The following is a 14,285-nucleotide window of genomic DNA, read 5'->3' on the forward strand; positions in this document are numbered from 1 at the left end:
GATAAAGAATCACAAGTTTTCAGAGTAGAGTATAGGCAACGAGGTTCTTACTGTTAGAAGTTTCTTTTTTTAATAGAACAATTTTCTCAAACTGAGTTTTTGAAAGATGGGGGTACACACATTGAATCTGATTGTGCTAGGAGCAGGCCAAGGAGGAGAAAAGGTTTTAAAAACTTTGGCTGAATATCGAGATTTACAGATTCTCTGTGTTGTGGACAAACGTCCAGAGGCGCCTGGCATGTTACTTGCCGAGCAACTTCGTATTCCAACTGCGCCCGATGTTGATAGTGCTTTACAACAGGTGCAAGGACAAATAGACGTTATTTTGGAAGTTACAGGTCATACCGAAGTGTACATGCGTCTTCTAGAACGTTTTCCAGAACGACCCATTGTAGTGCCTGCTTCTGCTTTGCAGTTTTTTATGCTCATCATGTCAGAAAAGGAACGATTGATTGCTTCTGCACGTACTCGACAACGAGATCTGCAGAGAATTCTCAATGCTACGCAAGATGGCATGATCGGTATTGATGCGGGAGGAAGAGTAACTCTTTGCAACGCAGCTGCAGAACGCATGCTGGGTGTTTCTAGTGCTACTATGCGCGGCAGAAAGGCACATACCTGGATACCCCTTGAAGTGTATGAACCTATTCTCCAAGGTAAGGATAGCCCAGTCACTCAGATGCGTTCTCAAGCTGGTACAGATCTCGTTGTTCATGCCTTGCCAATGGATGATGAGACTCTTCAACGTGCTGGAGCCTTAGTTGTATTGCGGGATGTGACGGAAGTACACCGTTTGGCCGCAGAAGTCACCAATTTGCGAGAAGTGCAGCAGTTGCTTGAGGCCATTATACAAAGTACTCAGGACGCAATTTCGGTTGTCGATCAAAACGGCATTGGATGGATGATTAACCCAGCCTATACGCGTTTGACAGGCCTTCCGCCAGAACGTGTGATTGGCCAGCCTGCCGAAGTAGATATTGCCGAAGGTGAAAGTATGCACATGCAAGTGTTGAGAACAGGGCAAGCTGTCCGCAACGTGCCACTGAAAGTCGGTCCTCTGCGCAAAGAAGTGATTGTTGATGTTGCTCCGATTTGGGTAGGGAATGAATTGCGCGGTTCGGTCGGTGTCATTCACGATGTATCGGAAATCAAGCAATTGACAGATGAGTTACAACGGGCTAATCGACTTATTCGTTCCTTATCTGCTAAATATCGTTTTGAAGATATTGTTGGTTCGAGTCAGGCGGTTATTCATGCTATCGACCAGGCGCGAAAAGCGGCGGCTACTTCTGCCCCAGTTTTATTGCGCGGCGAACCAGGGACGGGCAAAGAATTGTTTGCACACGCTATACATCAAGAAAGTCAGCGTGCGAAAGGTCCTTTTGTGCGTGTCAATTGTGCTCTCTTTTCTGAAGAAATGTTGGAGATTGAGTTGTTTGGACTGGAAGAAGGAGCATCTTCCAGTTTGTTGCGGGGGAGAATCGGCCTTTTAGAAGAAGCTTCTGGTGGGACCTTGTTTCTTGACGAGATCGGCGAAATGAGTGTTTCTACTCAAGCCAAACTGTTGCGTGTGCTGCAGGAGAAAGAACTGGTTCGCGTGGGAGGGACGCGACCGATTGCGGTTGATGTGCGCTTGATTTCTGCTACTCATCTGCATCTAGAACAGGCAGTTGCAGCTGGACGTTTTCGTGAGGATTTGTACTACCGAATCAATGTTATTCCTATTTTTATTCCACCCTTAAGATATCGTAAGGAAGACATAGAGGAGTTGGCTAAAGCTATATTACAACGACAAAATCAAGCTTTCGGTCGGAATGTGGACGCAATTTCGAAAGATGCTTTGCAAGCGCTTATACGCTGGGATTGGCCTGGGAACGTAAGGGAACTCGAAAATGTTTTAGGTCGAGCCATGATGTCCGTAGGATACAGTGAAACGACACTATCAGCGCATCATTTGCCGCCTCTCGGGTTTTCTGTTCAAGAATTGGCAGGAGAAACAGGCGAGAGTGGCTATTTGCCACGCCAAGGAACACTGAATGAACGTATGCAAATGGTTGAGCAGGCAATTTTGCGTGAAACACTTGCAGCAACAGGTGGCAATAAGACAGAAGCAGCTAGGCGTCTCGGTATTTCCGTGCGTACTCTGTATTACAAATTGGAAACGAGCGAAAAGAGATAATCCTATTTGCATTTCGTGAAAACGCTTGCTTGCGTGTTTTTGCAGACTGTGCAATTTATTTCATGTTTTTAGCTTCTATGGATTGCTCAAAAAAATCAAACTCCCAGCATCAAAATGAATCGACTATACTCATGAATGTCATAGAGTCGCTGGGATGAGCAAGCGATTCTTGTAAAGGATGGAGAGACTTTCATTACAGGAGGACTTATACAGGATGGAAATTTTTCAATATCTGCAAACTTACGATTATGAACAGGTTGTATTCTGTCACGATGAAGCTTCAGGGTTAAAAGCAATTATTGCGATACACGATACTACCCTTGGTCCAGCGCTTGGTGGTTGCCGTATGTGGCCTTATGCTACAGAGGAGGAGGCTATTCTTGATGCGTTGCGTTTGGCGCGAGGCATGACTTACAAGGCTGCCGCCGCCGGGCTGAATCTGGGCGGAGGCAAGACGGTTATTATTGGTGATGCCAAAAAGGATAAGAGTGAGGCGCTTTTTCGCGCATTAGGAAGATACATTCAGAGCCTGAATGGCCGTTATATTACTGCAGAAGATGTCGGCACAACAGAAGCAGATATGAATTTGATTCATATGGAAACCAAGTATGTAACGGGCATTTCAAAAACTTATGGTTCGAGCGGGAACCCGAGTCCTATGACTGCGCTCGGAGTCTTCCGTGGCATGCAGGCGACAGCCAAATTGGCCCTTGGTAGCGACGATTTGGCAGGTAAGACAGTCGCCATTCAAGGATTGGGTAGCGTTGGTTATGCTTTGGCCGAAATGGTCAAAGAGGCAGGTGGTCATCTGGTAGTTACAGACATAAACGAGGATGCGCTAAAACGTGCTCAAAACGAGTTGGGTGCAAAGGTAGTTGGCATTCAGGAAATTTTTGAAGCAGATTGTGACATTTTGGCGCCCTGTGCACTCGGAGCGGTATTGAACGACCATACTCTACCGCTTCTAAAATGCAAAGCTATTGCCGGATCGGCCAACAATCAGCTAGCTGAGACTCGTCACGGTGATTGGCTTCATGAACGCGGTATTCTTTATGCGCCGGATTATGTTATTAATTCAGGCGGCGTGATTAATGTGGCAGATGAACTGGAAGGTTATTCTGAAGAACGTGCGAAGAAACGCGTGGAAGGGATTTACAATATCATGCTTGAGCTTTATGAAGTCTCTCGTCGTGAGCATATCCCATCCTATCAGGCTGCAGACCGCATGGCAGAAGCTAGAATTGAACAGATGCGTCGAGTGAGAAGCACATTCCTGCCTCATCAAAGTACAGTCTTGCACAAGTAACAGCAGTGGAAGGAGAAAAAAGCATTGGCTGAGCAGTCTTTTGACTTAGTAGTATTGGGAGGCGGTACGGGAGGTTATGTGGCGGCTATTCGTGCCGCCCAGTTAGGCCTTTCAGTAGCCATTGTTGAGAAAGATAAACTTGGAGGTACATGCCTGCATCGCGGTTGTATTCCAAGCAAAGCACTATTGCGTAGCGCAGAATTGTTTGCGGATGTAAAAAACGGAGAAAATTACGGCGTTAGTGCAGAAAAAGTTTCGTTTCATTTAGAACATGCGATGGCACGTAAACAGTCTATTGTAGAAAAGTTGCATCGCGGCGTGGAATTCTTAATGAAAAAAAATCGAGTGGAAGTCATACGCGGGTATGGTCGATTAATGGGACCTTCCATATTCTCTCCGCAGGCTGGTGCTGTACGTGTGGAAAATGGTGAAGAGTCACAGATTTTGACGCCTCGCTTCACCCTCATTGCTACGGGCTCAAGTCCAAGAGCTTTACCTGGCCTTCCTTTTGACGGGAAACTTGTGCTTTCTTCGGATGATGCGTTGCAGTTTGAACGACTACCTAACTCGATTCTGATTGTCGGTGGCGGAGCTATAGGCGTAGAATGGGCATCTATGCTTTCGGATTTTGGGGTTCAAGTGACATTGTTGGAATTTTTGCCGCGGCTTTTGCCTCAAGAGGATGAAGAAGTCAGTCGCGAAGTGGAGAAAATTTTGAAAAAACGCGGCGTTGCTGTTCAAACGGGTGCAAAAGTGATTCCTGATTCTTTTCGCAAGCAAAATGATGGAATGGAAATTCAGTACGATCTCGATGGTCAACAAATTTCTATTCAAGCGGATTGTATGATGGTGGCTGTAGGTCGTTCTGCCAATGTTGACAATCTTGGTATTGAGGCAACAGAAATCGAGATTCAACGCGGTGTCATTCAAGTAGACGAGCACTATCGTACACGTGAACACAATATTTTCGCTATTGGCGATGTGATTGGTGGCTTGCAACTTGCGCATGTAGCAGCTCACGAAGGTATTCATGCTGTAGAAACTATGGCAGGATTGCACACGCACCCTCTGGTCTACCGCAACATTGCGCGTTGTACATACAGTAGGCCGGAAGTAGCTTCAGTTGGCTGGACTGAGAGTGAGGCCAAAGAAGCTGGCTATCAGTTGAAAATTGGTAAGTTTCCTTTCTCGTCGATTGGAAAAGCGCTGGTTCACGGTGAAGCTGAAGGATTTGTCAAAATGATAGCTGACCGTGAAACCGATGATTTGTTAGGTGTGCATATTGTTGGACCTCATGCCACTGATTTGATTTCCGAAGCAGGTCTAGCTCTTTTTGTCAACGCGTCTGCATGGGAAATAGGGAATATGATACATCCGCATCCAACACTCTCTGAAACTTTAGGTGAAGCTGCATTGGCTGTGGATGGATTGGCGTTGCATATGTGATCAAAATGACCAAAACCAGCGCTTAGCATGCTGGCTTGCGTTAAATACGATCACTTCTTTGGGTGATCAATCTAATAATCGAGATGCATAGGGAAGGAGCTACTCTCATGGCAACGCTTACAAACCATCGGGAAGTAGGCTTGAGCGATGAACAAGTTTTATTGATGTATGAAAAAATGCTCACAGCAAGAATGCTGGATGAAAGACTTTGGTTGTTAAACCGAGCAGGGAAAATTCCGTTTGTGATTTCATGCCAAGGTCAAGAAGGCGCACAAGCAGGAGCAGGTTTTGCTTTGCGCCCTGGAGTGGATTTTATAGCGCCTTATTATCGAGATCTCTGTCTGGTCTTGATTTTTGGTCATACGCCGCAAGACGAGTTACTCGCGGCATTCGCCAAAGCCGGTGATCCGAACAGCGGCGGACGCCAAATGCCAGGTCATTATGGGGATCATAAATTAAATATTTTTACTGGCAGCAGTCCGGTCGGTACACAGATTCCTCATGCTGTAGGAGCGGCGTTGGCTGCTAAAATGAGAGGCCATGACCAAGTAGCGTTTACTTCTTTTGGAGAGGGAACGAGCAACCAAGGAGATTTTCACGAAGCAGCAAACTTTGCTGGTGTACATCGACTACCCGTGATTTTCTTCTGTGAAAACAATCAATATGCCATCTCTGTTCCTTTGAATCGACAGGTGGCTTGTGAGAATGTAGCAGATAGGGCTGGCAGTTATGGGTTTCCGGGGGTCACGGTAGATGGTATGGACCCAATCGCTGTTTATCAAGTCACCAAAGAAGCGGTGGAACGCGCCAGGAAAGGCGAAGGTCCTACGCTGATTGAAGCGAAAACATACCGTCTGGTTCCCCATTCTAGTGACGACGACGATCGCTCATATCGTACGCGAGAAGAAGTGGCGAAAGCCAAAGAAGGAGATTCGCTAGAGCGTATGCGGAGCTATTTAGAAGAGATGGGATTATTGACTGCCGAGCAGCATGAGATGTTGACAGAACGCATCAGCAAAGAGATCAATGCGGCTACAGAATATGCGGAAGCTGCGCCTGCTCCAGAAGTTTCCACGCTCTTTGCGCACATTTATGCCGAGGAGGGGAAATAAATGGCTGTCAAACAATTTATTGAAGCTATTCATGATGCGCTGCAAGAAGAAATGTCTCGTGATGAGCGAGTATTTGTGTTAGGCGAAGATGTAGGGTTGCGTGGTGGTGTTTTTCGAGTTACGGCCGGTTTGATTGAACAATTTGGTGAACAGCGTGTACTCGATACTCCCCTTGCAGAGAGCGCTATTGTTGGTGTCTCGATTGGTGCGGCGGCCAATGGGTTGCGTCCGGTAGCAGAAATTCAGTTTGCAGATTTTATTATGCCTGCAGTCAATCAGATTCTATCGGAAGCGGCTCGCATTCGCTATCGTTCCAATGGCGATTGGGATTGTCCAATAGTTATTCGCGCTCCATTTGGTGGCGGGGTGCATGGTGCGTTATATCACTCGCAAAGCGTAGAGGCTTTGTTTACTCATACGCCAGGTTTAAAAGTGGTTATTCCCTCAACACCTTCAGATGCTAAAGGATTGTTGATCAGTGCTATTCGCGATCCAGATCCTGTACTTTTCTTCGAACACAAACGATTGTATCGACTTGTCAAAGAAGAAGTGCCTGAGGAAGCTTATACTACTCCGATTGGAAAGGCAGCAGTACGTCGCGAGGGTGACGATATCACCGTCATTTCATACGGTCTTGCCTTGCATTTTGCATTACAGGCAGCGGAACAACTTGCTGCAGAAGGCATATCTGCACATGTCCTTGATTTACGGACATTGCGCCCTCTGGATGAGGAGGCTATTTTAGAGGCTGCTTCGCGGACAGGAAAAGTTTTGATTGTACATGAAGACAACAAAGTTTGCGGTGTGGGCGCGGAAGTATCTGCCCTCATTGCCGAACATTGTCTTTTCGAACTGGATGCGCCTATTGCACGCCTGTGCGGACCAGAAGTGCCAGCCATGCCTTTCAATGGTAATTTGGAACGGGAATACATGCTCTCACCAGCTAAAATTGCTGATGCTATGCGTAAACTGGCTAAATTTTAGGTTGTTGAAACGAGGAGGTTTTAGGATTGGATGTAAAAATGCCGCAACTGGGGGAGAGTGTGACAGAAGGTACCCTGGGACGTTGGTTAAAACAGGTGGGCGATCCGGTTCGAAAATACGAACCCATTGCTGAAGTCATTACTGATAAAGTCACTGCTGAGGTTCCTTCTGATGTAGATGGAAGGATGGCTGAACATTATATAGCTGAAGGAACAACTGTAGCTGTCGGAACGCTGATCTGTAGAATTGAGACGTTGAATGAGGAGAATACTGGCAGTCAACCTACCAGTTCTTCTGTTCCAGCGGATTCACCTTCGAAAGCTTCTTTGACAAGTACCTTGAATGAAGATCGGCATCAAGTAGAAAAGAAAGCTAATAGCCGTTCGTTGGGAAGATACTCACCAGCCGTTTTGCGGTTAGCTGAAGAACATCAAGTCGATTTACGGCAAGTCATGGGCAGCGGTGAAGGTGGAAGAATCACACGAAAAGATGTTCTCGCTTTTATTGAACAGGGAAGTCAACCGTCCATGGCTATTCCTGAAACCAAACAGACAGAACTCTCTTCTGCTGTTCCGTCTTCAGCTAAAGCTCCAGAGCACAGTCAACCCGCAGCAGCAGAGGCAAGAGCAACAGAAAATGGTGACTATACCGTTTTGCCTGCAACTCCTATTCGCCGTACGATTGCTCGGAGAATGTTGGAAAGTAAGCGCACTGCACCACATGCTTGGACGATGGTGGAAGTGGACGCAACCTCCTTGGTACGTTATCGAGATCGGCAGAAAAAGGGGTTTGTTGAACGGGAAGGTGTGTCTCTAACGTATTTACCGTTCTTTATTAAAGCTGTGGCAAATGCGCTTCGCCAGTATCCAATGCTCAATGCTGCATGGGTAGATGATGAGATAAGGCTGATGAAAAATATTCATATTTCCATAGCGATTGCTACCGATGATGCTCTTGTGGTTCCTGTTATTCATCATGCGGATAGACTGAGTGTAACAGGAATTGCACATGCACTAAACGACTTGGCAACGCGAGCTCGAAATGGCAAGTTGACGATGGCCGATATGGAAGGCGGCACGTTTACGGTCAATAACACCGGAGCATTCGGTTCCATCTTGTCGCAACCGATTATCAATCAGCCTCAAGCTGCGATTCTATCCGTTGAATCGATTGTCAAGCGGCCCATGGTGATGGATGACGATATGATTGCCATTCGCCATATGGTGAATCTTTGTTTGTCACTCGATCATCGTTTGTTGGACGGATGGGTAGCCGGTCAATTCTTGAAAGCGGTCAAAGAACAAGTTGAACAGGCAGGCGAACATTTGACGCTTGGATGAGTTGCCAGGATTGGCCCCAAAGCCGCTTGCGGCGAGTTGGGGCTTTCTTTGCATTTGATGCAGTTTGGTCTACACTTAAAGTAGTCCCAAGCTAAGAAATTTCGCGTTCCGCTTTCGAAAGAAAGTTGTGACGTTGCCAAAAGAAAGAGGGAGTGGCCCATATGCAGTCAAAACTGGCAGAAAAACAAGCTGAAAAAGAACGTATCATGCGCGAACAAGCCATGTCCCGGCCAGAGTGGCTTAAAATTAAGCTCAATACGGGAGAAGAGTATCAAGAGCTGAAGCGACTGATGCGTTCCAAATCGTTGCACACAGTTTGTGAAGAAGCCCGTTGTCCCAATATTTATGAATGTTGGACGCATCGTACGGCTACCTTTATGATTCTCGGTGAGACTTGTACACGTGCTTGTCGATTTTGCGCTGTGCACAGCGGTAAACCGACAGAACTCGACTTACAAGAACCTGAACGGGTAGCTGAAGCTTGTGTGCAAATGGATTTGCAGCATGCCGTGGTAACATCAGTTGCTAGAGACGATTTAGCTGACGGTGGAGCTTCTATCTTTGCCGAAACGATTCGCGCCATCCGTAGACGTTTGCCCACATGCGGTGTGGAAGTATTGATTCCAGATTTTCTAGGGAATTGGGATGCGCTGGCTACCGTTTTAGACGCTTCGCCTGACATTCTCAACCACAATATAGAGACGGTTCGCAGATTATCAGATAAGGTACGCTCCAAGGCGAAATATGACAGAACTTTGGAACTGTTGCAGCGTTCTAAAGAACTTCGTCCGGATATTCGAACCAAGTCAAGCATAATGGTAGGTCTTGGAGAGACAGTGGATGAAATTTTAGAAACGCTGGACGATTTACGTGCAGTTCAAGTTGATATTGTTACGATTGGCCAGTATTTGCAACCGACAAAAAAACACTTATTGGTGGAAAAATTCTATACTCCCACTGAATTTTTACGTTTGCGCGGCGAAGGTTTGGCACGCGGTTTTGCTCATGTGGAATCTGGGCCTATGGTGCGCAGTTCTTACCACGCTCATGAGCAGGTATTACGTGCGGATGGAATGCCTATTCAATCCCTCAAAGAATCAGCTTCCTCGCAACTTTAATTTGTAGGAGGGGTGAGGATGAGTCAACCGACGACAGTAAATTGGATTTCATTAGGACGTATGGATTATGATGAGGCGCTGGCAATTCAGATGAGTCAACGGGATGCGCTGCTTGCCATGGAAGGCGGCGCGCAGACCGTTTTTACTGTGGAACATCCACCCACAATTACGATTGGTCGAAACGGATCGGCCGCAAATATTGTTGCTTCCGAAGCAGAACTACTGCGTCAAGGGTTTACGATCCGAGAAGTAGACCGGGGCGGTGATGTTACCTATCATGGTCCAGGCCAACTGGTGGTTTATCCTGTTTTGCACCTGGGTCCATTTGGTAACGATGTGTCACTGTTTGTACGACGGTTAGAGGAAATGGTCATACAAGCCCTCGCTGAAGAAGGGATGACGGCAACACGACTGGAAGCCTATCCAGGTGTTTGGCTGGGAGATAAAAAAATCTGTGCTGTAGGCGCAAGAGTGAAGCGACGCGCCAATGGTGAGTTTGTCACTTCTCACGGCATCGCACTCAATGTGGCTACCAATTTGGCTCACTTTCAAACCATCATCCCTTGTGGCATTCAGGATAAAGGAGTAACTTCAGTCGCTGAAGAATTGCAACAGGAAGCTTCTGTAGAAATATGGGAAGAAAAACTGCGCCGCCATTTTGAACAACAGTTTTCTGCACGAACAGAGACGGTTGATTGGTCTCGCGAAAGGGAGAGTCGGGCATGAACTTCCAAGAATCCAAAAACGCCTGGGAGAAAAAAGTAGAAACCGAGATAGGAAAGCGACCTGAGCGTCGCAAAGAATTCCATACTTCTTCCGATATCCCTGTGGAACGACTGTACACTCCCAACAGTGAAGAATCTACCCCTGATGCTTATTTAGAGAAACTTGGCTTTCCGGGTGAATTTCCGTATACGCGCGGAATCCAGCCAACGATGTACCGTGGAAAATTTTGGACAATGCGCCAATATGCAGGGTTTGGTTCTGCTGAAGAAACTAACCTGCGGTTTCGTTATTTGCTGGAACAAGGGCAGACAGGATTAAGCACCGCTTTCGATTTGCCTACACAAATTGGTTATGATGCTGACGATCCGTTTGCGCGCGGTGAAGTGGGTAAAGTAGGAGTCTCGATTTCCTCGCTGCTCGATATGCAGACCCTGTTTGCCGAAATTCCGTTGGATGCAGTGAGTACATCCATGACCATTAATGCTCCTGCTTCAGTGCTGTTGGCCATGTATCTTGTGGTTGCTGAACAGCAAGGCGTTGCGTGGAATAAAGTGTCAGGGACCATTCAGAATGATATTTTAAAAGAGTATGTGGCGCGGGGCACCTATATTTTTCCTCCCAAGCCATCTATGCGTCTAATTACCGATATTTTTTCTTTCTGTTCCAAGGAAGTGCCAAACTGGAATACCATTTCTATCTCTGGCTATCATATTCGAGAAGCCGGATCGACAGCTGTTCAAGAAATTGCTTTTACATTGGCGAACGCGATTGCTTACGTTGAGGCAGCCTTGGCTGCTGGTTTGCATATTGACGAATTTGCTCCTCGTCTTTCATTTTTCTTTAATGCACACAATAATTTTTTTGAAGAAATTGCGAAATTCAGAGCTGCACGGCGCATGTGGGCTCATATTATGAGGGATCGTTTTTCTGCTAAGAACTCTAAATCTATGCAATTACGTTTTCATACCCAGACAGGTGGAAGTACGCTAACTGCTCAACAGCCGGATAACAATATTGTTCGGGTTACCGTGCAAGCGCTTGCCGCAGTACTTGGGGGAACACAGAGTTTGCACACCAACAGCCGCGACGAAGCATTGGCGTTGCCGACGGAAGAATCAGCTCGTATAGCTCTTCGTACTCAGCAAATTCTTGCCTATGAAAGCCATGTGGGAGACACGGTTGATCCGCTCGGTGGGAGCTACTACATAGAAGAACTGACGGATGAGTTAGAGAGAAGGGCTACACAATATTTGGATTATATTGAGCAGATGGGTGGAGCAGTTTCTGCCATTGAGCAGGGATATATGCAAAAAGAGATTCATCACGCCGCTTATTTGACGCAGCGGGAGATTGAACAGGGAGAACAAGTGGTGGTTGGTGTCAATCGATTTACTGTGGAAAACGAATCCACTCCTGAACTGTTGCGTGTGGACTCCAAACTGGGTGCCATACAGGCTGAGCGTCTGGCCAAATTGCGCCAAGAAAGAGCTCAAGAACCTTGGGCGAAGGCGCTGGCGGATTTACGTAGCGGAGCTGAAGGGGATGCCAATTTAATGCCGCTTATTCTTCAGGCTGTACGCTCATATGCAACGATTGGTGAAATTTGCAACACTTTACGAGATGTTTTTGGAGAGTATCGTCCCCCTATTTATTGATTCTGAAGAGAAAATGGAGGCGAGAACAGCTTGGATGGTTTGGAACGACCGATTCGTGTTTTAATTGCCAAGCCCGGTCTGGATGGGCATGATCGCGGTGCGTTGGTGGTAGCTCAAGGGCTGAGAGATGAGGGAATGGAAGTTATCTACACAGGCTTGCGGCAAACTCCAGAAGCCATTGCTGCTGCAGCCGTACAGGAAGATGTGGCTTGTGTGGGACTTTCTTCGTTGTCTGGAGCCCATTTGGAACTGTTTCCAGAAGTGGTTCAAGCGCTTCGTGCACGTGGAGCAGACGATATTCTGGTGATTGGCGGCGGAATCATTCCTGATGAGGATATCAATGCTCTAAAAAATGCTGGCATTGCTGAAATTTTCACTCCGGGTTCCAGCATCAAACAAATGGCGGATTATATTCGTCAACATGCGCGAACCGCTCAGTTGCCAGCTTTAGCTTCTTTTGTTGAAGGACTCGATCATATAGGTATTGCCGTCAATTCGCTGACTATAGCTCAGAAGTTGTATAAAGATCAGCTTGGAGCCAAAGAAATTCATCATGAGGAAGTTGTGGAACAGGGAGTGCGGGTCAGTATTCTTCGTATGGGCCAGACCGAGATCGAACTGCTTGAACCCTTACATGAAGAGAGTCCTGTAGCACGCTTTCTGGCCAAACGCGGTTCTGGGGTTCACCATCTTGCCTATCGAGTAAAGGATATTCATGCTGCTTTGCAAGCGGCGAAAACGGCAGGTTTTCGTTTGATTGATGACCAACCTCGTCGTGGTGCGCATGGCAAGTGGGTAGCCTTTTTGCATCCGTCCTCTATGCAAGGTGTTCTCACAGAACTATGTCAGCCAAGGGAGGATAGGCAGTCATGATGGAACGAAGATTGAGTGAATTGACCGATCGTCGCCGCAAACTGGAGCTCGGCGGGGGCGATCAGCGCATCTTGCAACAACATGAAAAAGGAAAGTACACCGCTCGTGAACGAATAGAATTATTGTTGGATAAAGGTTCCTTTCGCGAGATTTATCTGTTTGCCCATACGCGTTCGTCCTATTTAGGTATGGATAATATTGAAGCTCCAGGGGAAGGTGTTGTGACTGGGTATGGAACGATAGACGGACGTACAGTCTATGTGTTTGCCCAAGATTTCACTGTCTTTGGCGGAGCCCTTGGTGAAGTGCATGCTAAAAAAATTGCGAATCTCATGGATTTAGCTGCTCAAAATGGAGCTCCTATGATAGGGTTAAACGATTCAGGAGGGGCACGCATACAAGAAGGCGTGGTTTCACTGGACGGGTATGGTCATGTGTTCTATCGAAATGCCTGTTATTCTGGTGTTATTCCACAAATTTCCGTAATTATGGGGCCTTGTGCTGGAGGTGCTGTCTATTCCCCGGCCATTACCGATTTTATTTTTATGGTCGAAGGGACAAGTCAGATGTTTATTACGGGACCTAAAGTCATTCAGACTGTGACCGGAGAACAGATTTCTGCTGAAGAACTTGGTGGAGCCAAAGCCCAGGAAGCTTACAGTGGTGTCGCTCACTTTTCTTGTCCGACTGAAGAAGAAACGCTTTCGCAAGTGCGTAAGTTGCTGAGTTTTTTGCCTGCTTCTTATCGAGAGAAGCCTCCTCGGAAACCTTTTCATGGAAGCTTGGAGATGGATGACTCCATTCTGGAGATTGTTCCTACCGAGGGTATGAAAGTATATGATGTCAAAGATGTGATTGAACGTTTAGTGGATGACGGAGATTTTTTTGAAGTGCAAAAATTGTTTGCCAAAAATGCAGTGATTGGTTTTGGGCGGATTGGCGGCAGTGTAGTAGGAATCATTGCGAATCAGCCTAAACATATGGCAGGCGGTTTAGATATTGATTCATCAGATAAGATTTCTCGTTTTATACGATTTTGTGATGCCTTTCAAATTCCCCTTATTACACTTGAAGATGTAACAGGCTACATTCCAGGTGTCAAACAGGAGCATGGTGGAATTATTCGGCACGGCGCGAAAATTCTATACGCCTATTCTGAGGCAACTGTTCCCAAAATTACAATTATTCTGCGTAAAGCATATGGCGGTGCGTATGTTGCTATGAACAGTAAAGCTATTGGGGCCGATCTCGTTTATGCTTGGCCAGCCTCTGAAATTGCTGTCATGGGTCCAGAAGGTGCTGCCAACATTATCTATGCTAAAGAAATTGCTGCCTCAGACAATCCGGCAGAGACAAAGGCACGACGTATTCAAGAATATCGCGATCACGTTGCAAATCCTTATGTGGCGGCTGGTGCAGGTATGGTTGATGATGTTATAGATCCACGCGACACCCGTCGATTGCTTTATGAGGCGCTTGTTCTTTTGGAAAATAAACAAGTACAACGTCCTTTGCGCAAACATGGCAACATACCGCTTTAAGCTCA

At 46.6% G+C, this 14,285-nt stretch carries 11 protein-coding genes; all 11 read left to right on the top strand.

Going from position 1 to position 14,285, the window contains the following annotated elements; genetic code table 11:
* Nucleotides 1-121 precede the first annotated feature (121 nt).
* The 11 genes from BUA75_RS08680 (at nt 122) to BUA75_RS08730 (ending at nt 14,280) form a co-directional block, all read left to right on the top strand.
* Entirely contained in the window at nt 122-2,179 is a 2,058-nt protein-coding gene (locus BUA75_RS08680; RefSeq protein ID WP_242650282.1) for a sigma 54-interacting transcriptional regulator, read from the top strand.
* Between the two features lie 214 nt (nt 2,180-2,393).
* Nucleotides 2,394-3,485: a Glu/Leu/Phe/Val dehydrogenase dimerization domain-containing protein gene (locus tag BUA75_RS08685; RefSeq protein ID WP_072874216.1), complete on the top strand. Its 1,092-nt coding sequence runs from the start codon at nt 2,394-2,396 to the stop codon at nt 3,483-3,485.
* 24 nt (nt 3,486-3,509) lie between these two features.
* The gene (gene lpdA / locus BUA75_RS08690; RefSeq protein WP_072874217.1) at nt 3,510-4,931 is read left to right on the top strand and encodes a dihydrolipoyl dehydrogenase; all 1,422 of its coding nucleotides are present in this window, start codon (nt 3,510-3,512) and stop codon (nt 4,929-4,931) included.
* Between the two features lie 107 nt (nt 4,932-5,038).
* Nucleotides 5,039-6,043, top strand: coding sequence for a thiamine pyrophosphate-dependent dehydrogenase E1 component subunit alpha (locus tag BUA75_RS08695; RefSeq protein ID WP_072874218.1), 1,005 nt, complete (start codon nt 5,039-5,041; stop codon nt 6,041-6,043).
* The gene (locus tag BUA75_RS08700; RefSeq protein ID WP_072874219.1) at nt 6,044-7,027 is read left to right on the top strand and encodes an alpha-ketoacid dehydrogenase subunit beta; all 984 of its coding nucleotides are present in this window, start codon (nt 6,044-6,046) and stop codon (nt 7,025-7,027) included. It begins immediately after the preceding gene.
* A gap of 38 nt (nt 7,028-7,065) precedes the next feature.
* Entirely contained in the window at nt 7,066-8,367 is a 1,302-nt protein-coding gene (locus tag BUA75_RS08705) for a dihydrolipoamide acetyltransferase family protein (RefSeq protein WP_072874259.1), read from the top strand.
* Between the two features lie 161 nt (nt 8,368-8,528).
* Entirely contained in the window at nt 8,529-9,485 is a 957-nt protein-coding gene (gene lipA, locus BUA75_RS08710; protein WP_072874220.1) for a lipoyl synthase, read from the top strand.
* Nucleotides 9,486-9,503: 18 nt separating this feature from the next.
* Nucleotides 9,504-10,211: a lipoyl(octanoyl) transferase LipB gene (gene lipB, locus BUA75_RS08715; RefSeq protein WP_072874221.1), complete on the top strand. Its 708-nt coding sequence runs from the start codon at nt 9,504-9,506 to the stop codon at nt 10,209-10,211.
* Nucleotides 10,208-11,866, top strand: a complete 1,659-nt coding sequence (locus BUA75_RS08720) for an acyl-CoA mutase large subunit family protein (RefSeq protein ID WP_072874222.1) — start codon at nt 10,208-10,210, stop codon at nt 11,864-11,866. The genes lipB and BUA75_RS08720 overlap by 4 nt, the downstream gene beginning before the upstream one ends.
* Before the next feature lie 30 nt (nt 11,867-11,896).
* Nucleotides 11,897-12,739, top strand: coding sequence for a methylmalonyl-CoA epimerase (gene mce / locus BUA75_RS08725; RefSeq protein ID WP_306954375.1), 843 nt, complete (start codon nt 11,897-11,899; stop codon nt 12,737-12,739).
* Entirely contained in the window at nt 12,736-14,280 is a 1,545-nt protein-coding gene (locus tag BUA75_RS08730) for an acyl-CoA carboxylase subunit beta (RefSeq protein ID WP_370541551.1), read from the top strand. Before mce ends, BUA75_RS08730 begins: the two co-directional genes overlap by 4 nt.
* The last annotated feature ends 5 nt before the right edge of the window (nt 14,281-14,285 follow it).

Origin of the sequence: Alicyclobacillus tolerans (assembly GCF_900142255.1) — a bacterium.
GTDB lineage: Bacteria > Bacillota > Bacilli > Alicyclobacillales > Alicyclobacillaceae > Alicyclobacillus_I > Alicyclobacillus_I tolerans.

Bases quoted from the DNA above. Each gene is read 5' to 3' on its own strand.
- BUA75_RS08720 (WP_072874222.1), top strand. From the start codon at position 10,208: ATGAACTTCCAAGAATCCAAAAACGCCTGGGAGAAAAAAGTAGAAACC.
- lipA (WP_072874220.1), top strand. From the start codon at position 8,529: ATGCAGTCAAAACTGGCAGAAAAACAAGCTGAAAAAGAACGTATCATG.
- BUA75_RS08700 (WP_072874219.1), top strand. From the start codon at position 6,044: ATGGCTGTCAAACAATTTATTGAAGCTATTCATGATGCGCTGCAAGAA.
- BUA75_RS08705 (WP_072874259.1), top strand. From the start codon at position 7,066: ATGCCGCAACTGGGGGAGAGTGTGACAGAAGGTACCCTGGGACGTTGG.
- BUA75_RS08695 (WP_072874218.1), top strand. From the start codon at position 5,039: ATGGCAACGCTTACAAACCATCGGGAAGTAGGCTTGAGCGATGAACAA.
- BUA75_RS08730 (WP_370541551.1), top strand. From the start codon at position 12,736: ATGATGGAACGAAGATTGAGTGAATTGACCGATCGTCGCCGCAAACTG.
- BUA75_RS08685 (WP_072874216.1), top strand. From the start codon at position 2,394: ATGGAAATTTTTCAATATCTGCAAACTTACGATTATGAACAGGTTGTA.
- lipB (WP_072874221.1), top strand. From the start codon at position 9,504: ATGAGTCAACCGACGACAGTAAATTGGATTTCATTAGGACGTATGGAT.